General features: G+C 34.8%; 19 protein-coding genes. 10 read left to right on the top strand and 9 right to left on the bottom strand.

Features of this window, described 5'->3' with window-relative positions:
* Positions 1-71 precede the first annotated feature (71 nt).
* The 3 genes from BUB25_RS02510 to BUB25_RS02520 all read left to right on the top strand — a co-directional run bounded on the left by BUB25_RS02510 (position 72) and on the right by BUB25_RS02520 (position 4,417).
* Positions 72-1,799: a phospho-sugar mutase gene (locus tag BUB25_RS02510; protein ID WP_072939314.1), complete on the top strand. Its 1,728-nt coding sequence runs from the start codon at positions 72-74 to the stop codon at positions 1,797-1,799.
* Complete coding sequence (locus BUB25_RS02515; RefSeq protein WP_072939317.1) at positions 1,799-3,631, top strand: ABC transporter ATP-binding protein; 1,833 nt, start codon at positions 1,799-1,801, stop codon at positions 3,629-3,631. Before BUB25_RS02510 ends, BUB25_RS02515 begins: the two co-directional genes overlap by 1 nt.
* A gap of 84 nt (positions 3,632-3,715) precedes the next feature.
* Entirely contained in the window at positions 3,716-4,417 is a 702-nt protein-coding gene (locus BUB25_RS02520; RefSeq protein ID WP_072939320.1) for a hypothetical protein, read from the top strand.
* A gap of 16 nt (positions 4,418-4,433) precedes the next feature.
* On the opposite strand, the gene BUB25_RS02525 is transcribed toward BUB25_RS02520, so the two are convergent.
* The 3 genes from BUB25_RS02525 to BUB25_RS02535 form a co-directional block, all read right to left on the bottom strand.
* Positions 4,434-5,156 carry a hypothetical protein gene (locus tag BUB25_RS02525; protein WP_072939322.1) on the bottom strand — a complete coding sequence of 241 codons (723 nt, stop codon included), beginning with the start codon at positions 5,154-5,156 and terminating at the stop codon, positions 4,434-4,436.
* A gap of 120 nt (positions 5,157-5,276) precedes the next feature.
* Complete coding sequence (locus BUB25_RS02530; RefSeq protein ID WP_072939325.1) at positions 5,277-7,745, bottom strand: TonB-dependent receptor; 2,469 nt, start codon at positions 7,743-7,745, stop codon at positions 5,277-5,279.
* 15 nt (positions 7,746-7,760) lie between these two features.
* Positions 7,761-9,461 (bottom strand): M23 family metallopeptidase, encoded by a 1,701-nt coding sequence (locus BUB25_RS02535; RefSeq protein ID WP_084089389.1) that lies wholly within the window; start codon positions 9,459-9,461, stop codon positions 7,761-7,763.
* Between the two features lie 173 nt (positions 9,462-9,634).
* On the opposite strand from BUB25_RS02535, the gene BUB25_RS02540 reads away from it, so the two are divergent.
* From BUB25_RS02540 to rny, 3 genes are all read left to right on the top strand, one after another.
* A complete protein-coding gene (locus BUB25_RS02540; RefSeq protein WP_072939331.1) occupies positions 9,635-9,925 on the top strand; it encodes a hypothetical protein in 291 nt (96 codons plus the stop codon).
* 7 nt (positions 9,926-9,932) lie between these two features.
* The gene (locus BUB25_RS02545) at positions 9,933-10,226 is read left to right on the top strand and encodes a cell division protein ZapA (RefSeq protein WP_072939334.1); all 294 of its coding nucleotides are present in this window, start codon (positions 9,933-9,935) and stop codon (positions 10,224-10,226) included.
* Positions 10,227-10,435: 209 nt separating this feature from the next.
* Positions 10,436-11,998: a ribonuclease Y gene (gene rny / locus BUB25_RS02550; protein WP_072939338.1), complete on the top strand. Its 1,563-nt coding sequence runs from the start codon at positions 10,436-10,438 to the stop codon at positions 11,996-11,998.
* 127 nt (positions 11,999-12,125) lie between these two features.
* Here the strand turns inward: rny and xerD are convergent, their stop codons facing one another.
* Both xerD and BUB25_RS02560 read right to left on the bottom strand, forming a co-directional pair.
* Positions 12,126-13,031, bottom strand: a complete 906-nt coding sequence (gene xerD, locus BUB25_RS02555) for a site-specific tyrosine recombinase XerD (RefSeq protein ID WP_072939341.1) — start codon at positions 13,029-13,031, stop codon at positions 12,126-12,128.
* Positions 13,032-13,104: 73 nt separating this feature from the next.
* A complete protein-coding gene (locus BUB25_RS02560; RefSeq protein ID WP_072939344.1) occupies positions 13,105-13,629 on the bottom strand; it encodes a hypothetical protein in 525 nt (174 codons plus the stop codon).
* 340 nt (positions 13,630-13,969) lie between these two features.
* Here BUB25_RS02560 and BUB25_RS02565 point away from each other — a divergent pair, with 340 nt between their 5' ends.
* From BUB25_RS02565 to BUB25_RS02575, 3 genes are all read left to right on the top strand, one after another.
* Positions 13,970-14,533, top strand: a complete 564-nt coding sequence (locus BUB25_RS02565) for a porin family protein (protein ID WP_072939347.1) — start codon at positions 13,970-13,972, stop codon at positions 14,531-14,533.
* 74 nt (positions 14,534-14,607) lie between these two features.
* The gene (gene aroQ, locus BUB25_RS02570) at positions 14,608-15,021 is read left to right on the top strand and encodes a type II 3-dehydroquinate dehydratase (RefSeq protein WP_072939350.1); all 414 of its coding nucleotides are present in this window, start codon (positions 14,608-14,610) and stop codon (positions 15,019-15,021) included.
* 97 nt (positions 15,022-15,118) lie between these two features.
* The gene (locus tag BUB25_RS02575; protein ID WP_072939367.1) at positions 15,119-17,602 is read left to right on the top strand and encodes a DUF5686 and carboxypeptidase regulatory-like domain-containing protein; all 2,484 of its coding nucleotides are present in this window, start codon (positions 15,119-15,121) and stop codon (positions 17,600-17,602) included.
* A gap of 73 nt (positions 17,603-17,675) precedes the next feature.
* Here BUB25_RS02575 and BUB25_RS02580 read toward each other — a convergent pair whose 3' ends face one another.
* The 4 genes from BUB25_RS02580 to BUB25_RS02595 form a co-directional block, all read right to left on the bottom strand.
* Positions 17,676-18,551, bottom strand: a complete 876-nt coding sequence (locus BUB25_RS02580; protein WP_072939370.1) for a cation diffusion facilitator family transporter — start codon at positions 18,549-18,551, stop codon at positions 17,676-17,678.
* Between the two features lie 15 nt (positions 18,552-18,566).
* The gene (gene murA / locus BUB25_RS02585; protein ID WP_072939374.1) at positions 18,567-19,880 is read right to left on the bottom strand and encodes a UDP-N-acetylglucosamine 1-carboxyvinyltransferase; all 1,314 of its coding nucleotides are present in this window, start codon (positions 19,878-19,880) and stop codon (positions 18,567-18,569) included.
* A 100-nt stretch (positions 19,881-19,980) separates the two neighbouring features.
* Complete coding sequence (locus tag BUB25_RS02590; RefSeq protein ID WP_072939377.1) at positions 19,981-20,703, bottom strand: DUF4290 domain-containing protein; 723 nt, start codon at positions 20,701-20,703, stop codon at positions 19,981-19,983.
* A gap of 91 nt (positions 20,704-20,794) precedes the next feature.
* Positions 20,795-21,079, bottom strand: a complete 285-nt coding sequence (locus BUB25_RS02595; RefSeq protein ID WP_106357397.1) for a DUF493 family protein — start codon at positions 21,077-21,079, stop codon at positions 20,795-20,797.
* 151 nt (positions 21,080-21,230) lie between these two features.
* Here BUB25_RS02595 and BUB25_RS02600 point away from each other — a divergent pair, with 151 nt between their 5' ends.
* Positions 21,231-21,770, top strand: a complete 540-nt coding sequence (locus BUB25_RS02600; protein ID WP_072939383.1) for an AAA family ATPase — start codon at positions 21,231-21,233, stop codon at positions 21,768-21,770.
* The last annotated feature ends 73 nt before the right edge of the window (positions 21,771-21,843 follow it).

Genomic DNA, 21,843 nt, shown 5'->3' on the forward strand with positions numbered 1-21,843 from the left:
AAACTATAACAATACTAATTTAGGAAAAAGAAGCTTGCTTAAATATGCCTATTTTTAAATAAAAACATAAAATGAATATCGCACAAAACATTTTAGACGCAGCAAACGGTTGGCTTACGCCAACATTCGATACTAAAACACAAGAAGAAATCAAAGCGATGATCGCTTCTTCACCTAAAGAACTAGAGGAAAGTTTTTACAAAAATCTTGAATTTGGAACCGGTGGTATGCGTGGTATAATGGGCGTTGGAAACAATCGCATCAATAAATATACGCTAGGAAAAAGCACCCAAGGTCTTTCGGATTATTTGCATACCGTATTCCCAAACCAAACCATAAAAGCAGCTATTGCTTATGATTGCCGCCACAACAGCGACACTCTGGCAAAAACTGTTGCCGATGTTTTCTCCGCCAATGGTATTGAGGTTTATTTGTTTTCAGAGCTAAGACCTACACCGGAACTTTCATTTGCCGTTAGATACTTAGACTGTCATTGCGGAATTGTGTTGACGGCCTCCCATAATCCACCGGAATACAACGGATACAAGGTATACTGGCAAGACGGCGGACAAATTGTACCACCTGAAGATGCTGCCATTATTGACATTATCGAAAATTTGAGCTACGACCAAATTAAGTTTGACGCCAATGAGAATTTAATTCATTATATCGACAAAGACATAGACCAAGCTTTTATAAAATCCTCGGTTGAAAACGCCAGTTTCAATACGCCAATTGAAGCCAAAGAGAATCTAAAGGTTGTTTTTACATCATTACACGGAACATCTATCACTTTAGTACCCGATACTTTATCGCAGGCTGGCTATACTAATGTACACATCGTTGAAGAACAAGCAGTACCTAACGGCGATTTCCCAACGGTAAAATCCCCTAATCCTGAAGAACCGGAAGCCTTGACCATGGCATTAGCTTTGGCAGATAAAACAAATGCAGATATCGTTATTGGTACTGATCCAGATTGTGATCGTCTGGGAATTGCCGTTCGAAACAACGAAGGAAAAATGACCTTGCTGAACGGAAACCAATCGATGATTCTAATGACTGCTTTTTTATTGGAACAATGGAAAAAAGCAGGAAAAATTAACGGAAAACAATTCGTGGGCTCCACTATCGTTTCTACACCCATGGTGATGGAGTTAGCAACGAATTACGGTGTGGAATGCAAAATAGGCCTAACAGGCTTCAAATGGATTGCCAAAATGATCAAAGATTTTCCTAAATTAGAGTTCATTGGCGGAGGCGAAGAAAGCTTTGGTTTTATGGTTGGAGACGCTGTACGTGACAAGGATGCCGTTGCCGCCACTTTATTAATCTGTGAAGTTGCCGCACAAGCAAAAGCCAAAGGAAGTTCTGTTTACAAAGAATTATTACAATTATATGTAGACCACGGCTTTTACAAAGAACACCTTGTTTCCATTACCAAAAAAGGAATGGAAGGATTGCAAGAAATCAACCAAATGATGATTGATTTACGTGAGAATCCATTAAAAGAAATCAACGGACAAAGAGTCATCATGATGGAGGACTATCAATCCTCGACAGCCAAAAACCTGCTTAGCGGAGAAGAAGAAACAATGGCTATTCCTAAATCAAATGTACTGATTTACTATACCGAAGATGGTTCGAAAATTTGCGCCAGACCTAGCGGAACTGAGCCAAAAATAAAATTCTACATCAGCGTAAATGCTGAACTCTATGATGTAGCTGATTTTGAAGAAGCAGATAGCATTCTGAACGAAAAAATAAAAAATATAATCTCTGATTTAGGAATAAAATAATGGATGAAAATATAAAAAAGATTATCCCTTTTGCAAAAAAGTATAAAATTCATGTAATATGGAATATCATTCATAACATATTATATGCGCTTTTTGGCACACTAGGAATGGTAATGATTTTCCCTGTATTAAAAGTTCTTTTTGGTAATGAAGAAAAGGTGACCAAGTTACCTGAATACCACGGAATTTCTAGCATAGACAGTTATTTAAATGACACTCTTTTTTATTATGTGAATTATTTCTCCGAATCACACGGGGCTAATTACGCCTTATTATTAACCGTTTCATTAGTTGTACTCACCTTTTTATTCAAAAATTTATTTGGCTACCTGGGATTGCAACATTTAACCAAAATTAAAACAGGAGTTCTTCGAGATTTGCGTCAAAAAATGTTCAAAAAAATCATCGAACTTCCTATTCCCTATTATTCTGAGAAACGAAAAGGCGATGTAATGGCGCGCATGCTTGGTGATGTTAACGAAGTTCAGAACTCCTTTTTCATGATTTTAGAGCTTATTATTAAAGAGCCATTGACCATCATTTTCTCTTTGATTGCAATGATTAATATTAGCTGGAAGCTAACTTTATTCGTGTTCATTTTTATTCCCATTTCCGGATTTATAATTTCCAAAATAGGAAAATCTTTAAAAGGAAAATCGATAAGAGCACAACAAGAAAACGGACATCTCATTTCTATTGTAGAAGAAACATTGAGTGGTTTGAAAGTGATAAAAGGATATAATGCCGAAAACTTTTTCTCCAAAACCTTTAACAGTTCAATCAATCAATTGTACGTACTTACAAACAGCATTGGAAAGAAAAACAATTTAGCTTCTCCAATGTCAGAGTTTCTAGGTATTGTTGTTATTTCCATTCTTCTTTTCTACGGAGGTAATTTAGTATTGGTCGAAAAATCTCTAGATGGCTCACTATTCATTGCCTATATTGGACTGGCTTACAATATTTTGACACCTGCTAAAGGGATTGCAAAAGCTTCCTATCAAGTAAAAAATGGTTTAGCCGCAGCTGAAAGGGTTTTTGAAGTTTTGGAAGTTGAAAACACAATCAAAGACAAAGAAGATGCAGTCGAGTTGAAGGATTTCAAAAATGAAATTCACCTAAAAAACATCACTTTTTCTTATGAAGAAGAGCCGGTATTAAGAGACTTTTCATTAACGATTCCTAAAGGAAAAACTATAGCCTTAGTTGGACAATCTGGAAGCGGAAAAAGTACGATTGCCAATTTACTGACTCGTTTTTATGATGTAAACATTGGAGAAATTTCGATAGACAATCACAATATAAAAGACATCACGATGGAATCTTTGCGTGATTTAACCGGTTTAGTCACCCAGGACAGTATCATGTTCAACGGAACGATCAAAGACAATATTAGATTGGGTAATTTGGATGCCAGCGATGATGAAATTATCGAAGCCTTAAAAATTGCCAATGCTTATGAATTTGTAAAAGATTTACCAAAAGGAATTCACACTAACATTGGCGACAGCGGAAACAAACTTTCCGGTGGTCAAAAACAACGCTTGAGCATTGCCCGTGCCGTATTAAAAAACCCTCCAATTATGATTTTGGACGAAGCCACTTCGGCATTAGATACTGAGAGCGAGAAATTTGTACAAGTGGCCTTAGAAAACATGATGCAAAACAGGACTTCAATTGTTATTGCACACCGTCTTTCGACCATTCAAAAAGCAGATACTATTGTAGTAATGCAAAAAGGACGAATTGTAGAACAAGGAACCCACGAAGAATTAATTACACTGAACGGAACCTATAATAAATTAGTGACAATGCAATCATTCGAATCATAGCATTGCCACTAATTTTAGATTTTGGATTTCAAAACGAATGAAAGTAGCCAATAATTTATTTTTTAAAATTTAAAATCTAAAAAAATGTACCTCAACAATCCCAACATAAAGCTGCCTGAAAATCCTGACACCATCGTTTGGAAGTACTTAGATTTGTCTAAATTTTTGGATTTATTAATGTCCAAAAAACTATTCATGTCCCGATCTGATAAATTTGAAGATCAATACGAAGGTACTTTTAGCGAACCTACTTATGAGGAAATCAAGAAACTGTCTATAGACAATCCTGATTTTTTGCACTATTACAAAACACACCGGGAAAAAGTAGCCATCAGTAGCTGGCACATCAATGAATACGAATCCTTTGCCATGTGGCAAATTTTCACCCAAAACAGCGAAGGCCTGGCCATTCAATCCACTATCGGAAGATTGCAAAACGCCCTTATTCCTGAGAATTGCTATAAACAATATATAGGAGAAGTAAATTACATTGATTACAAAAAGGAATACATTCCTTTTGACGATATGTTTTTCCCGTTTTTATTCAAACGAAAAAGTTTTCAATACGAGCGAGAAGTTCGCATCATTACTGATGTGGCCGAAAAAAAAATCTCCTTGAATGATGGTTTAAAGATTAATGTAGATATCTGCCAATTGATTGAGAAAATCTATATTCATCCAAAATCAGAAAATTGGTATAAAAATTTAGTTATTGAACTCGTAAAGCAACTTGGCTTTGATTTTACTATTGAAAAATCAGACTTAGAAAGCGATATTTTGATTTAATACTCAGCCTTTATTTCTATATAGGCTCATAACTAATTACTTCCCAGTCTTTGTTTGACAAATCGATGTAATTGTAATGCACTACATCATTTTTATCAAATTGCCCGTTTTTGTTGGTATCCTCAACTGTTCTAAAATACAAACGATTCTTAGATTCAATCAAGCTCCAATCTATTAACTCCTGAAAATTTTTAGAAATTTTGGTAAAACGCTTTCCACTTATTTCACTCAAATAAAGTGCTTTAATATCACTTGCATCAAGTTTGCCGTCTCTATTGCTATCCATATCAAACATGGTGTACACCATTACTTGCTTATTAGCTCGTTGAGCCACTGATTTCAGATAAGTTGCTGTTTGAATTAAAGCGGGTTTATCTGTTAATGCTCTTATCGAATCAGAATCTGTTTTTTGAAATTTGAGATTTTGCAAATAACCCGTAATTTCATTTTCTCCGTAATTGGAAATCGTAAAACTCAAATCAATCACACTCGAAGATCCGTATCTGGCTTTGGTTCCTCTTTCATAAACCCTTAAATCCCCTACCGGATGAATTAAATAATCGGTTCCTTCCATCTGGATTGGCAAATCAGAAATGGATATTTGAGTAGAATCCATTTTAACGATTCCCTTGTCTTTATTTGTGGCATCATAAATTACTTTAGGCTTTTCTACCTCTTCTTTACAGCCCACTAAAAGTAAAACCGAAAAACCCAATAATGCTATATGTAATTTTTTCATAATGATGTAATATTAAAAAATAAATTCAAATGTAATCAATTTTAAAAACGGTTCTGATATTTAGAAGCTTTTTATGTACTAAAAATCAATCCGGAAATTTATCTGCTTAGCCCTATTTTGCTACAGCTTGGCGCTCAACTTCACATTAAACACTCTGGTGGTCATATAATTTGGAATCGCATATTCACTTTTTGAATACACATCGCGAACCCAAGTATTTGTAATTGCATTTTGATTATTAAACAGATTAAAAATCTCCAATCCCACGGAAAGTTCTTTGAAATTCCCTAACCAATTTGTTTTTGATTTTCCTATCGCATTATCAACTAAAACTTTGGAAAACCCAATATCAACCCTGCGATAATCATTCAATCTGTTTTGATATAAATAAGGATCAGAATACGATGGCGAACCACCAGGCAATCCGGTGTTGTAAACCAGATTCAAATACAATTTCATACTTGGAATAGTAGGCATATAATCCTGAAACAAAATTCCAAATTTCAAACGCTGATCTGTTGGTCTGGCGATGTATCCTTTACCTTCGCTATTTTCCTCTGTTTTGAGATAACCAAAGCTAAACCAAGATTCAGTTCCCGGGACAAATTCTCCATTCAAACGAAAATCCAATCCTTGCGCATAAGCCTTGGCAACATTAGAAGCCGCATAACGTATCCGGACATTGTCAATCGTATAGGTATTTACATCTGTTAGTGATTTATAATACAGCTCTGAAATAAGCTTAAAAGGGCGGCTACACATTTCAAAACTATAATCATTACTTGCAACAAAATGAACCGATTGTTGCGCTTTGACATTAGGCCGCACCACTCCATCAGCATTTCTGAGCTCTCTGTAAAACGGTGGCTGATGATACCATCCTCCCGAAATCCTAAAAACCATTTCTTTCTCCCAATTTGGTTTTAATGCCAACTGCGCTCTGGGACTAAAAACAAACTGAGATTTACCTTGCTCTAGCGCACCCAAAACTTCCCAACTGTGCATACGCATTCCGGCATTAATCCAAATTTCGTTATTACCAACATAGCTTTTTCTACTCCATTGCCCATAAGCCGAAAATCTATTGATGGTGTTAAAATTAATCGCGCGCACATTTTGGTAAGGAACTAATGGCCCTGTATAAGGAAAATAAGGCTGATCTTTTTTGGGCAAATCGATAATAGGCGGATTTATCGAAAAACCTGCCGAATCAATTACTTCCCATTCAATCACACGATCTCGAATGGATTCACGGGTATATTTGATTCCCCATTCCAATTGATTTCTTCTCCATTCATGCACTCCTTTTATCTCGGCATTAACAATAAAGGCATCCAAATCATTTCGGGCATGATGCAATTGAGAACCTATTCCTCTAGTAAAAGAAACATCTCCATAAGTATCTGAACCTATAGTAGCATCGACATCTCCCAAACGGTACTGGGCCAAAATATCGAAATATTCTTGTTCTAAAGTATGAAATGCAGAACCTATAAATTTCAATGTAAAATTATCCGAAACCTTATAAGTGGTTTTTATTGCTCCAAAATAAGTATCGTATTTGTCTTTTTCCTGTCCTTCATAATAAACAGAAAGCGCCATTGGTTTGTCAACCGTGCCAAATTTAGTCTGGCGCGTCAAAGGTTCATATTGGTAATTATTTTGAGATATATTCCCCAAAAAACTCCATTGCCATTTTGCCGATGCCTGATAGTTTACATTTGTTTGAACATCTACAAAGCTTGGCTTAAAATTAGTCTGGCTGTCCTGGCTTTTCACCAAAAGGCTATTGTTCCGGTAGCGAATCCCGCTAATAGCATTCCATTTCTTGTCTTTGGAAACGGCATCTACACTCAGGCTTGCGCCAAGTAAACTAGCCTCAAAGCTTGCGCCAAATTTCGTTGGTTTTCTATAAGTTATATCCAAAACTGACGAAAGTTTATCTCCGAATTTAGCCTGAAAACCACCAGCAGAAAAATCAACATTTTGAACCAAATCAGTATTGGTAAAACTCAAACCTTCTTGCTGACCGGAACGAATCAAAAAAGGACGATATACTTCTATTTCGTTGACATAAACCAAATTTTCATCGTAATTCCCTCCTCGCACTGCATATTGCGTACTTAGTTCATTATTAGAATTTACGCCCGGCAAAACTTTAAGAATATTTTCTATTCCGGCATTAGCACCGGGCATTTTTCGGATAACCTCAGGATTGATAACTGTAATTCCCTGAACTTCTCTTCTTTTATTAGCAGTAACTATAATTTCACCTATTTGCTCCTGTTGGTCATTCATAACCAAATTGAACTCATAGTCCTCACTGCTTTCCAAAGTGACAGAAATAGCGGCTTTTTTCAACGCCACATGCGTAAAAACAATGATTACCTTTTTGTCTGCGGGAATTTTTATTTGATAAAAACCATTTGTATCAGATTGGGCGCTACTACCGGAACAAGAGACATTAACATTGTCTATGGGCTGGTTATTATTGTCCAAAATAATTCCTTTAACCCTTGCTGATTGAGCAAAAGAAGAAAACCCCGTCCAGAATACAACAAAAACCAAGATTATTTTACTGATGCTCAAGTCTGTATCGGTTTATTATTTTTGACTTCTAAAGAAACGTGTCTCAAAGACAGTTGAATTCCCTACATTATCGGTTACCACTACTTTTAAATCATTGGCTCCTTCTGCAACAATACCATCACTGAAATTATGAGTTATTTTTCTGGTTTTGTTGTCATATTCGAATAAAATCCAATTCCCGTTCAAATAACCATTATATGTTTTTATACCTGATCTGCTGTCACTAATGGATAATTGAAGCTTCTTCTCTGCGCTCAACCATTTTCCTTCAATCGATTTTGCAATAGAAATAACTGGCGCGATAGTATCTATGGCCAAAGTATATTTACCCAATGTTCTCACTTTGGTCGAAAACACATTGTCTTTTCTATACGTTGAATTATAGCCAATTTTTCCGTTTTTATCAATATCAGCTATAAAAACCTTTTCTTTTTGTGCATCAGTATATTTATTACTTTCGATAGAAATTGTAAAATTAGAATGTGCCGGAACGGTATCATCATGAAGAAACAAGATATCGTTTCTTACGTCGAAATTGATATCAAAATTCTCATAAAAAGTACCTGCCGGAAAAAATACTGACATATTATTCTTAGCAAAACTGTTGTCTTTATTCACTTTTACAAAATAATTGGACACGGCCGCTTCCTTCTCAACAATGGGAGTAGACAAGTCATAACTAATCGGAATTGAAACAGTAGTCGTATTGCCATAAAAATCAGAAACCTCAATACGATACACCGAAGTCAAATTAGGAAGTATTGTTAGAACTCCATTTGTTTCATCGGTTTTTATGATGCTTAATTTAAACGGATTGACCATGAATAATTTCTGAACTCGTTGAGAGGTTTTCTTATACTTTGAATAATCTACCAAAGCGTTTATATAGCGCATTTCATCAAAAGCATAAGTGTCGAATTGGTAACCAAAATTAGTTTTGCCATTCCAATAACTCTGTACTTTATAAGCACCGTTTTTATTAAAAGAAACATTATCATAATCGACTGCTGTGATACCAAAACCAATTTTCCCATTGGCAACCACTTTATTAGCCAAATATGTACCGTCTTTTTGCAAAGAAACATTGAGCAATAAAGGACGCTTGGATTGATTAACCGATGTTTTGGCATCCAAAGGATAAACATAAACTGCCGATACAACCGGTTTTTTAGTATCCGTTATCAACTTATCGAATCCAAATAGCATCGGGTTGATGATTTTTTCGGTTTTGCTGTCTCGAAATTCAAAATGTAGATGGGGTCCTTCTGATGAACCTGTATTCCCAGAAAGAGCAATTACCTGACCTTTTTTCACGACCAAGTCATTCGGTTTTAAAAACAGCTCCATTTCGAATGATTTTTCCTTATAATGCGCTTTCTTGATATAATCCTCAATAGCATCTGTGGTTTGCTGCAAATGACAATAAACCGAGGTATATCCGTTTGGATGTGTGATATAAATAGCCTTTCCGTTGCCAAAAGTAGACACCTTTATTCTGGACACATATCCATCAGCAACAGCATGAACCGAAAGCCCTTCTTTTTGCAAGGTCTTAAAATCCAAACCGGCATGAAAATGATTGGGTCTCAACTCTCCAAAATTCCCCGACAACTGCATCGGTATATCAAGTGGCGATCTAAAATAGTCTTTTGGGTATTCTACCTGTCCAAAGGCAACACCGCAAAACAATAGAAAAATAAGGGTCAATTTCATCATATACATTTTTGCTAAGATAAAAAAGTAATCCGTAAAGCGCACTAAAAAAACACAATTTGTAACCAATTACATTGCAATTATTTGACTTTTTTTAAATAAAAAAACAAATAAAATATTGTAATAATAAAAACTAATACTAAATTTGTAATATTAAGTAATGAATAGGATATATAATGAGTGTAATTGCAGAAATAATTGATACTCTTGAAAATAAGGTTGAAAAACTCATTCTGAAAATACAAAATTTAGAGAAAAATAATCAAGAATTAAAAATCGAATTAGAAAAATCTGCACACATCATAGCAACGCAATCAAATGATTTTGAAGCATTAAAGTTGCAATATGAAACACTCAAGATTGCCAACTCATTACTGGGCAGTGACGATAATAAGAGAGATACAAAGCTTAAAATAAATTCATTAATTCGGGAAATTGATTACTGTATAGCCCAGCTATCAGATTAGTAAAAAAATGGACGAAAAGCTTAAAATTAAAATATCAATTGCAGACAGAGTCTACCCGCTAACGGTAGAACTCTCTCAAGAAGAAGGACTTAGAAGTGCTTCAAAGAAGATTGACGTGATGATAAAGCAGTTTGAAGAAAATTATGCTGTTCGTGACAAGCAAGATGTACTAGCCATGTGTGCTTTGCAATTTGCTTCACAAGTAGAGCAAAAACAAATTGACAATACTATTAATGGTGAAGAAACCATTGACAGAATTAAAAAAATCAATGCGCTTTTAGATCAATATCTCGACAATTAAACGTTCTTTACAAAGACTAAGATACTGCCTACATTAGTTCACATTTGGTAAACTCAACACTAACAAATTAGAATGAGCAAATCATCACTACTAGAGCATGCCACGCCCAGGCGAGGAAACTTGAACAGTGAGTTAGCTCAAAACTTGTCAACTCGAGTTTATTCAATACTCCTAATGTAGGCTTTTTTTATATATAAATTTTAACAAACATGGACATATTAACGATCGTCATTTCAGGTATTATAGGTGTTGCAGCAGGTTTTGGAATAGCCAAAATCATAGAGAAAAGCAACATTTCCAATTTAATCAAAAACGCTAAAAAAGAAGCCGTATCTATTTTAAAAGATGCCAACCTAGAAGCCGAAAACATCAAAAAAGATAAGATTCTTCAAGCAAAAGAGAAATTTATCGAATTGAAATCAGAACACGAACAAGTGATTCTAGCCAGAGATAAAAAAGTGGCAGAAGTGGAAAAAAGAATCAGAGATAAAGAATCACAAGTTTCTAACGAACTTTCTAAAGCCAAGAAAGTAAACGATGATTTTGAAGCAAAAACAGCCGAATACAACGCTAAAATCGAAATTTTAGACAAAAAACAACTTGAAGTTGATAAATTACACAAAAGTCAATTGCAACAACTTGAAGCAATATCTGGTTTATCTGCAGAAGAAGCTAAAAATCAATTAGTAGAAGGACTCAAAGCCGAGGCCAAAACCAAAGCAATGTCGCATATTCAAGACACCATTGAAGAGGCTAAATTAACCGCACAACAAGAAGCCAAAAAAATCATCATCAACACGATCCAGAGAGTAGGAACAGAAGAAGCTGTAGAAAATTGCGTATCTGTATTCAATATCGAATCGGATGATGTAAAAGGTAGAATCATTGGTCGTGAAGGTAGAAATATTCGCGCATTAGAAGCCGCTACAGGTGTTGAAATCATTGTTGATGACACTCCGGAAGCAATTATCCTTTCTTGTTTTGATCCGGTACGCAGAGAAATTGCTCGTTTAGCATTACATAAATTGGTAACTGATGGTCGTATTCACCCGGCGCGTATTGAAGAAGTGGTTGCCAAAACAGCCAAACAAATTGACGACGAAATAATAGAAGTTGGAAAACGCACCGTTATCGATTTAGGAATTCACGGTTTACACCCTGAATTGATAAAAGTAGTAGGTCGCATGAAATACCGTTCTTCTTACGGACAAAATTTATTGCAACACTCCCGTGAAGTTTCTAAACTTTGTGGAATCATGGCAGCCGAATTGGGTCTGAATGTAAAATTGGCCAAAAGAGCCGGTTTGTTACACGATATAGGTAAAGTACCAGATGCCGAAAGCGATTTACCACACGCACTTTTAGGAATGCAATGGGCTGAAAAATATGGTGAAAAAGAAGAAGTTTGTAACGCCATTGGTGCTCACCACGATGAAATTGAAATGAAATCCTTATTATCACCAATTATCCAAGTGTGTGATGCCATTTCAGGTGCAAGACCAGGAGCCAGAAGACAAGTATTGGATTCTTACATTCAACGTCTAAAAGATCTAGAAGAAGTAGCTTATGGATTTACTGGTGTAAAAAATGCTTACGCTATCCAAGCCGGAAGAGAACTTCGCGTTATTGTAGAAAGCGAAAAAGTTTCTGATGACAATGCAGCCTCATTATCATTTGAAATATCTCAAAAAATCCAAACCGAAATGACTTACCCAGGTCAGGTTAAAGTAACAGTTATTAGAGAAACCAGAGCAGTAAATATCGCTAAGTAATTCTTTACTAAGTATTTATACTAGAAACACAATAAATATAAAAAAGCCTTGTTGATCGAGAAATTCAACAAGGCTTTTTTTTTATTAAAAATCTATTTTATTATCAAAAACCACAAACTGAGACTAATCATTTCACACTCTTTCGTGGATGAAAACTATTAACGACTTCCTTCAAAAACTTCCGATCCAGATGCAAATAAATTTCGGTTGTCGTTATGGATTCGTGTCCAAGCATCAACTGAATCGAACGCAGATCAGCACCATTTTCAAGAAGATGTGTTGCGAAAGAATGCCGAAAAGTATGCGGACTTATTTTTTTATTCAAAGCCGTTTTTACTGCTAAATCTTTTATTATAGTAAAAATCATAGCCCTTGTTAGCTGACCTCCTCTTCTATTCAGGAACAAGGTGTCTCCAAATTCTTTCTTTACTTTCATGTGATTCCGTATCGTATCTCTATAGAGTTGAATATACTTTTGAGCCAATTTACCCACAGGAACAAACCGCTGCTTATTCCCTTTTCCTGTAATTTTAATAAAACCTTCTTCGAAAAACAAATCAGAAATTTTTAAAGAAACTAACTCTGAAACCCGAAGACCACAGCCATAAAGTGTTTCTAACATTGCACGATTGCGTTCCCCTTCATTAGAACTTAAATCAATAGCCTGAATCAAGGCATCTATCTCATCGACAGCTAAAGTGTCCGGTAATTTCCTGCCGGTTCTGGGTGCCTCTATAAGTTCCAATGGATTATCCAATCGATAATCTTCGAAAATAAGGTAGCCAAAAAAACTTTTTAGCCCAGATATTATTCTGGCTTGAGAACGCGCATTTACTTGGCTAGAAACAGCATACACAAACTGCTGAATTGTTTCTTCAGTAATTTGAAGTGGCGAAACGTCAATATTATTTTCGGCAAGAAAAACACACAAGCGTTCGATATCAAAAGAATAATTATCGATTGTATTCTTTGACAAACCCCTTTCTATTTTCAGATAAGATTGATAACTTTTTATATAGGAATCCCAATTCATACTTACAAAGTAAAGCCTTTTTTAATCATAAAAAAACCTCTCGAGTCGAGAGGTTCTTTATTAAGAGTATGAATCAAAAATGCAAGGCAAAACCAATTAATCCCTGAAAAGCATTATCGGCTTTATTTTTATCTAGTGTAGCATTATATCTAATTGCGGGTTCTATAGAAACATTATCACTAACAAACCAGGCATAACCTCCTTGAAAACCAACCCAATTGGCATTATTCCCACTTCCGGAAGTACCAGTTAAATCAACACCAACAGGGAATTGACTAACTATATAGTATTTAACACCTATTTTATAATTGAAAGGCGTATAGTCATACCCATCATCCGAATAACCTAAACCCGCTTTTATAGCAAAATCATCCATAACAAAATAACCTACCTCAGCACCTACTGACCAAGCTGTATTAGCACCATCAACAGCCATTAAAGAAAATGCGGTGTTTCCGGTAGCCCATGAACCCGTATTAGCTTCAATCAGCCATTTCCCCATTGAGGTTTGACCACTATTACTGTCCATTTTTTTATCTTGGGCATTTGCAAGCCCAAATACTAAAAGAGCGATAGTTAATAAAGTAATTTTTTTCATGATTTCATTATTTAAAGTTAACTATTCAAATTTAAACAACTTATTTTCATGCATTTAATACAATTTAAATAAATCGTTTATAAACAATATCAATCGATAAAAAACATTACAAAACCACTACATTTAAGCTTTATCTTAATAAACACACTTACAATAACTGCCTGTATTCTATACTCTTAACCAAGAATAAAGGTTAAAAAAAAAAGACAAAATACAATTAGAATCCAAAACAATAATGACTTGTAAAATGACGTAAAAAAAAATATTTTTACAATAAAATCTAAATTAAAGAGTTTTAAATTGCAAGCTCTAATAAAAGAGTATTTAAAAAACACATTATATGAAAAAGACAATCATGGTTGCTATTGTATTTTTTGCTTTATCAAACAACATACAAGCACAATTAGTAAAAATTGGAATAAAAGGAGGACTTAATTACGCCAATCAAACAGGAAATGATATCACGATAAATAGTAGTAATTATAAAACGGATGCAATAACCAGCTATCACGCCGGTTTAGTGGCTGAAATAAAATTGGTGGAAAGTTTCTCCATTCAGCCAGAGCTTTTATATTCTACCCAAGGAGCAACTTATAAAAATGCTTTAGAGGAATTTAAAAATGAATTAGGCTATTTATCCATTCCCCTAATGGCAAAAATTTATCTAAACAAAGTCGTTAGTCTTGAATTAGGTCCACAGGCTTCCTTTCTGTTAAGCGAAAAAAACAATTTTGACATCAAAGACACGAATACTTTTGATTTTGCTGCAGCCGGAGGATTGGGAATTAAAATAACCAAGAATTTCTTCTTACAAGGACGCTACGTTTTAGGACTTACCGAAGCTTCAAAAGATGCTCAGGTAAAAAACTCCGTAGTACAAGTTTCAGCGGGTATTTTATTTTAAGAGGTTAAAAACAAAATTTACACAAACCGTTCTTTAATTGGAACGGTTTTTTTATTTTTACAAAAACACAAACTATGAAAATCAGCATCATCAATGGTCCAAACCTGAATCTTTTAGGAAAAAGAGAACCTGAAGTATATGGCAGCCAAACTTTTGAAGAGTATTTTACTAGCCTTCAAATAAAATATCCCACAATAGAATTCAGCTATTTTCAAAGTAATATAGAAGGTGAACTGATCGATAAAATTCAAGAATTTGGTTTTTCATATGACGGAATCATTCTCAATGCCGGCGCTTATACCCATACTTCTATTGGTATTGGTGATGCTATAAAAGCAATAACTACCCCGGTTGTAGAAGTTCACATTTCCAATACTTTTTCTCGTGAAAGTTTCAGACATCAATCTTATATTTCGGGAAATGCCAAAGGTGTTATTTTAGGTTTCGGCTTAAAAAGTTATGATTTGGCCATTCAGTCGTTTCTATAAAACCTCAAAATTGCCAAGTTCAAGACTATAAAGCTTTAACATATTATTAATAGACTAATTTTAAACTTCTTATACTTTTGTGAAAGAAAAAACTTTCATGAAAATATACTCTTGCATCTTAATTGCCTTAATAGCCACTACGAGCTTTGCCCAAATTAAAGGAACGGTAACCGATGAAAAGGGAAATCCTTTGCCTTTTGTAACGATATTCGAAGAAGACACCTACAATGGAACTACTTCAAACGAGCATGGAAAGTATGAATTGAATCTAAAAACCGGCGGTAAACAAACCGTAGTTTTTCAATATCTGGGGTTTAAAACCCAAAAAATAATTGTCCAAGCAAAAACACAATCCCAATCCTTAGATGTTAAAATGCTTGAAGAAAGCTTTTCTTTGAACGAAGTAGTGATTAACACCAAAATTAATCCTGCCATTGCCATTATAAAAAATGCAATTGCAAGCAAAAAAGAAAACTCAGAAAAAACAGCCCGATTTAAAGCCGATTTCTATTCTAGAGGTATCTTTAAACTTAAAAATGCACCAAAAAAGATCTTCGGTCAAAAAATAGGTGACCTGAATGGCTCTTTAGACTCAACCGGCACCGGAATTATTTCATTATCAGAAACCTTTTCGAAAATCATTTTCGAAAAACCCAATAACTTAAAAGAAACAGTCACTGCCTCAAAAGTAAGCGGAAACAATAATGGCTATAGCTACAATACTGCCAGATCTTCATTTTATGACTTTTATGACAACCATATTAATTTTGGCATTAATATGATTTCTCCCATTGCTGACAATGCTTTCAATTATTACAAATACACCTTAGAAGGCACATTTAACGATGATAATAACCAGATGATCAATAAAATAAAAGTAACTGCAAAACGCGATAAAGAACCCGTTTTTGAAGGCTATCTGTATATCGTTGAAGATTCTTGGGCCATTTATGCAGTAGATTTAGACATCAAAGGATATCGTATGAAAGAAGAGTTTGTCGATGTTATGACACTAAAACAAAACTTTAGTTATAACAAAAACAATCGTTTGTGGGCAAAAAACACCCAAAGTCTCGATATTACAGCAGGCGCTTTTGGAATAAAATTCTTCGGAAAGTACACCTACGTCTATAACAATTATGAATTTGTAGATGCTTTTGACAGAAAAACATTCACAAGCGAAATTACAAATGTAGCAATCAATTCCAATAAAAAAGACAGCACTTTCTGGAACAACAACAGACCCATTCCACTAACAATAGAAGAAAGCACTGATTATATTCGAAAAGACAGTATTTACAAAATGCGCAACTCAACAAAGTACTTAGACTCTATCGATAAAAAAGGAAATAAATTCAAAATAGTAAAAATTCTTAGCGGTTACCAATATAAGAATAGCGAGAAAAAACAGTCCTTTAAATATGATGGCTTACTAAATCTAGGCTCATTAAGTTTTAATAACGTTCAAGGTTATAATTTAGATTCTGGCTTTTCATTTACGGACTCAAATACTGATGAAAAAGGAAAATATACCTCAATAAAAACTAACTTTAATTATGGTTTTTCGGAGGATCGATTGCGCATCACCGGCTTATTCGCACACCGTTTCAACAACCAAAACTATGCAAATTTGACGGTATCAGGAGGAAGTACAGTAAAACAATTCAACGAAAACCAACCCATAAGCAAGATTATAAATACTAGCAGTTCCCTATTTTTCAAGAATAATTACATGAAATTGTATAACCTAGAATTTGTCCAATTCAATTATGGACAAAACATTGCCAATGGAGTGAATCTAAATGGAAAAATAGAATTCCAACAACGAAAACCTTTGTTCAATACCACTGATTTTTCCTATTTCAACAAAGAGGATTTGTATTCTTCCAATAATCCATTAGATCCAAACGACTATGTAAATGCTGGCTTTGAAGAACATCATTTGATGAAAGCCACAATAAATGCCCGAATAAATTTTGGAAACAAATATGCTAGTCGACCTGATGGCAAATTCAATATTAGAAATAAAAAACACCCAACATTATTTGTAGCTTATGAAAAAGCATTTGCAACAACGGATAAGAAATATGCTTTTGACCACATCAGTTCCCGAGTTTTTTATGAATCAACACTTGGAAACAAGGGAGACTTTGCTTTAAACTTAAAAGCAGGGAAATTTTTCAATGCAGACGAAATCTCTTTTATTGACTACAAACATTTTAACGGAAACCAAACGCACATTGGTCAAACAGACCGCTATTTGAATGTTTTTAATTTATTGCCTTATTATTCGAACAGTACAAACGACAGCTATTTTGAAGCACATATGGAGCACAATGACCAAGGCTATATAATGAATAAAATTCCTTTATTGAATAAATTAAAATCGACTATGGTTTTAGGCTTTCACAGCCTTGCGATCCCAAATAGAAAACCTTATACTGAGTTTACCATCGGTCTTGATAACCTGGGATTTGGAAAATTAAAAGTTTTTAGAGTTGATTATGTACGCTCTTACCAAAATGGATACCAAGGTGATGGTATCATTTTTGGTTTGAAAATTTTGAATGTCCTGGAATAATTTCCTCTTTTAAATAAAAAACGAGACTATTTTCTACAAATAGTCTCGTTTTATTATCTTTATTCAAATACAATCAACTGTATGTGTGGGGCTCGACGTGTATCAAAACATGACCTAATTCAGGAATTTCTTTTCTCAAAGTATCTTTCAGTTGATGGGCTAAATCGTGTCCCTCTTTAACTGAAATATCCGCATTCACTATGGCATGAAGATCTACATGATACTTCATTCCTGATTTTCGAATAAAACATTTTTCAGTATCAATAATTCCTTCGACTTGAAAAGCTACTTCTCGGATATGGGCTATCAAATCATCATACAAATGTTCGTCCATAATCTCCCCTAGTGCCGGCCTGAAAATCAGATAACTGTTGTAAAGAATAAAACCGGAAGCAAAAAGCGCAGCCCAATCATCGGCTTCTTCATAGCCTTTCCCCAAAATCAAGGCAATAGAAATCCCTATAAATGCAGCAACCGAAGTGATTGCATCACTTCTATGATGCCAAGCATCTGCTTTTAGCGAAGAACTATTGGTTTCGATACTTCTTTTCATTACCAACCGAAAAGAGAATTCTTTCCAGATAATTATTGACCCCAATACAATAAGCGTCCAAGGTTTAGGCAAATCATGAGGAATACTGATATTTATAATACTCTCATAAGCAATAATGGTAGCTGATGTAATTAAAAAACCCACCACTAAAAAAGTTATCAATGGCTCAGCACGACCATGACCATAAGGATGGTTACTATCAGCGGGTCTATTAGCATATTTGATTCCGAACAGTACTAAAAACGACGCAAAAATATCTGTTGTAGACTCTATTGCATCGGCAATTAAGGCATAAGAATTGCCAAAAAAACCTGCTAAGCCTTTAATAATTGCTAAGCAGGTATTTCCTATTATACTGAAATATGTTGCCTTTACGGCAGTCTGTTCATTATTCATAATGAATGTTGTTGTTTACTCAACGCGAACAATATTGGCTCCAATAGCTCTTAATCGTTCATCAATTCTTTCGTAACCGCGATCGATTTGTTCTATGTTTTGAATGGTACTTGTTCCTTTTGCCGAAAGCGCAGCAATCAACAGGGAAATTCCCGCACGAATATCTGGAGATGACATCGTGGTCGCTTTTAATTGTGACTGAAAATCATGCCCCATCACCACCGCTCTATGCGGGTCACACAACATAATTTTGGCTCCCATATCGATTAGTTTGTCCACAAAAAACAAACGGCTTTCAAACATTTTTTGATGAATCAACACATCGCCTTTGGCTTGCGTTGCCACCACCAAAACGATACTCAATAAATCAGGTGTAAATCCAGGCCAAGGCGCATCTGCAACAGTAAGTATTGAACCGTCTATATCTGTTTTGATTTCATATCCTTCCTCATGAGAAGGAATATAAATATCATCTCCTCTTCGTTCTAATGTAATTCCAATTTTTCTGAAAGTACTCGGAATCACACCTAAGTTATCCCAACTTACATTTTTAATGGTAATTTCACTTCTGGTCATCGCTGCCAATCCAATCCAGCTACCAATCTCGATCATATCTGGAAGAATTCTGTGCTCGCATCCGCCAAGGTATTCGACTCCTTCGATAGTCAATAAATTAGACCCTACTCCGGTAATTTTAGCTCCCATAGAGTTTAGCATCTTGCACAATTGTTGCAAGTAAGGCTCGCAAGCCGCATTATAAACTGTTGTTATTCCTTTGGCCAAAACAGCTGCCATAACAATATTGGCAGTTCCTGTTACGGACGCTTCGTCCAGCAGCATGTGAGCACCGGTCAAACCTTCTGTGGCTTCCACTCCGTAAAAATGATCTTCTCTATTGTAACGGAATTTTGCGCCTAAATTAATAAAGCCTTCAAAATGCGTATCTAATCTTCTTCTTCCTATTTTATCTCCTCCTGGTTTTGGGATATACCCTTTTCCAAAACGAGCCAAAAGTGGACCAACAATCATGATAGAACCTCTTAAAGCTCCACCTTCTTTCTTAAAAGCTTCTGTTTCCAAATAACCAACATTGACTTCATCAGCCTGAAAAGTATAAGAACCTGAACCTATCTTTTGAATTTTAACCCCTAAATTCCCCAAAAGGGTAATTAGTTTGTTAATATCAATAATATCAGGAATATTGTTGATTGTTACTTTTTCAGGAGTTAAAAGAACCGCACACAAAATTTGTAATGCTTCATTTTTTGCTCCCTGTGGAGTGATTTCTCCTTTAAGACGAATGCCGCCTTCTATTTTGAAAATTCCCATATTATTATATTACTTTTTTAAGGTATTCCGTTGTCAAAGTATCCAGATTTATAAAAAAGCATTAACGCTCTTCCTCTCGACAGTTTAACAAATAAACCCCTTATTGCTGATTATTTTGTTTTTTTGAAAAAGTTTTTTGTTTACCCGTTTTTAGATTTTTATTGCTCTGGATTTTTGGTGGTCCAGCTGGTGCAATCTTATTGGATATACGTTTGTTAGTTCTCAATAAATCGGTGGTATTTATAAGCTCCTCCTTACTTTGAAGCAGATCTATTTTACCTTCTGAGAGTTCATACAAATGCTCAAAAATAACATCATCTTTTACAGTGTCTTTGTTCCAACTTAAATAGGATTTTTTCATGTGATTGGCAATCACTTTCACCAAAGCACTTTTCATTTCTCCTTCCTCCCACTTATTGGCAACATCAATCATGTATTTTATGTTATTGCCATAATACCTGTATTTAGGAAAATTTTGAGGGTATTTTAGAACATCCGGTTTCAATTGTAACACTTCACGCGATGGTATTGGATAAGGTGATTCAACATCTAATTTAAAATCAGACATAATAAACAACTGATCCCATAATTTATGTTGAAAATCGGGTACATCACGTAAATGAGGATTCAAGCTCCCCATTACCTGAATGATGTACTTTGCCATTTTATTGCGTTCTTCCGGGTTTTCAATGACAGTTGCCTGATCGATTAATTTTTGTAAATGACGGCCATACTCCGGAATAATCAAATGCGGTCTTTCAGCATTGTATTCCAAATGATGAACAACATCGTTCGCAATTTCTTTCTTGTATTTCGAATTCATAGGTGAATTTTATTTTGATTCTGATTCGTTGCCAAAGTTGAAGACTATCGTTCTTACAAACGCATGTGGACAATAAAAAAGCACAAACTGATTATAGTGAAATAATACCTTCAATAACGGAGACTTCCTGATACTTAGCAATTACTTCTTGAGAATCTTTCATCTGAACATCAACAGATATACTGGTAAATTTACCTGTTCTTGACTTTGTTGTTTTAATTACAGCACCCATACAATCAAAAGCCAACTCAACACGTTCGACATTATCATTTTCCGAAGGAACAATAAACTTAAACAGATATTCTGCCGGCCAAGAAGTACTCATGTCCAGCTCTGTTTTTAATCTATCATAAAATTCTTGAGTATTCTTATCCATTTTTATTTAAAAATTATAGCAAAGATACTGTTTCAATTGTAATTTACGAATTATGGATTATTATTTTTTTTCAAAAACAATAGTTTTAATGACAATCATTTTTTCTAATTCCAATTAGTTTGAGTAAGTTTGCGCCTTATTTTCCAAAAAAGTGCAGAAAGAAATTATCGTAATTATAGGTGGACCGGGAACTGGAAAATCCACAATCATAGATGGACTAACAGCCAGAGGATTTTGTTGCTATCCTGAAATCTCCCGCGAGGTGACTCTGGAGGCAAAAAAACAAGGCATAGAACAACTATTTCTTGAAAAACCTTTATTGTTTAGTGAATTGCTATTAGAAGGAAGAAAAAAACAATATCTAAAAGCGTTAAATGAACCTCATGATGTCGTGTTTATTGACCGTGGGATTCCTGATGTCTTAGCATACATGCACTACATTGGAGACAGTTACCCTACCTCATTTGACACCATTTGTAGAGAACATACCTATTCTAAAATTTTCATATTACCTTCTTGGGAAGAAATTTATGTAAGTGACGAAGCGCGTTATGAAAATTATGAGCAAGCAAAATTAATCCAAAACCACCTTGTAGAAACCTATCAGGGTTACGGATACGATCTCATCGAAGTTCCTAAAGATACCCTTGATAACAGAATTCTTTTTATATTAGACAAAATTTCTAAGTAATTAAGAAATTTTGGATTCTGAATTAGGAAACATCAATTCCTAAGTCACAATTTGTAATTCAAAATCAAAATTG

This window comes from Flavobacterium granuli, from assembly GCF_900129705.1.
GTDB lineage: Bacteria > Bacteroidota > Bacteroidia > Flavobacteriales > Flavobacteriaceae > Flavobacterium > Flavobacterium granuli.

Excerpts from the sequence above, each read along its gene's own strand:
- BUB25_RS02510 (WP_072939314.1), top strand. The coding sequence starts at position 72 with ATGAATATCGCACAAAACATTTTAGACGCAGCAAACGGTTGGCTTACG.
- BUB25_RS02515 (WP_072939317.1), top strand. The coding sequence starts at position 1,799 with ATGGATGAAAATATAAAAAAGATTATCCCTTTTGCAAAAAAGTATAAA.
- BUB25_RS02520 (WP_072939320.1), top strand. The coding sequence starts at position 3,716 with ATGTACCTCAACAATCCCAACATAAAGCTGCCTGAAAATCCTGACACC.
- BUB25_RS02525 (WP_072939322.1), bottom strand. The coding sequence starts at position 5,156 with ATGAAAAAATTACATATAGCATTATTGGGTTTTTCGGTTTTACTTTTA.
- BUB25_RS02535 (WP_084089389.1), bottom strand. The coding sequence starts at position 9,461 with ATGATGAAATTGACCCTTATTTTTCTATTGTTTTGCGGTGTTGCCTTT.
- BUB25_RS02540 (WP_072939331.1), top strand. The coding sequence starts at position 9,635 with ATGAGTGTAATTGCAGAAATAATTGATACTCTTGAAAATAAGGTTGAA.
- BUB25_RS02545 (WP_072939334.1), top strand. The coding sequence starts at position 9,933 with ATGGACGAAAAGCTTAAAATTAAAATATCAATTGCAGACAGAGTCTAC.
- rny (WP_072939338.1), top strand. The coding sequence starts at position 10,436 with ATGGACATATTAACGATCGTCATTTCAGGTATTATAGGTGTTGCAGCA.
- xerD (WP_072939341.1), bottom strand. The coding sequence starts at position 13,031 with ATGAATTGGGATTCCTATATAAAAAGTTATCAATCTTATCTGAAAATA.
- BUB25_RS02560 (WP_072939344.1), bottom strand. The coding sequence starts at position 13,629 with ATGAAAAAAATTACTTTATTAACTATCGCTCTTTTAGTATTTGGGCTT.
- BUB25_RS02565 (WP_072939347.1), top strand. The coding sequence starts at position 13,970 with ATGAAAAAGACAATCATGGTTGCTATTGTATTTTTTGCTTTATCAAAC.
- aroQ (WP_072939350.1), top strand. The coding sequence starts at position 14,608 with ATGAAAATCAGCATCATCAATGGTCCAAACCTGAATCTTTTAGGAAAA.
- BUB25_RS02575 (WP_072939367.1), top strand. The coding sequence starts at position 15,119 with ATGAAAATATACTCTTGCATCTTAATTGCCTTAATAGCCACTACGAGC.
- BUB25_RS02580 (WP_072939370.1), bottom strand. The coding sequence starts at position 18,551 with ATGAATAATGAACAGACTGCCGTAAAGGCAACATATTTCAGTATAATA.
- murA (WP_072939374.1), bottom strand. The coding sequence starts at position 19,880 with ATGGGAATTTTCAAAATAGAAGGCGGCATTCGTCTTAAAGGAGAAATC.
- BUB25_RS02590 (WP_072939377.1), bottom strand. The coding sequence starts at position 20,703 with ATGAATTCGAAATACAAGAAAGAAATTGCGAACGATGTTGTTCATCAT.
- BUB25_RS02595 (WP_106357397.1), bottom strand. The coding sequence starts at position 21,079 with ATGGATAAGAATACTCAAGAATTTTATGATAGATTAAAAACAGAGCTG.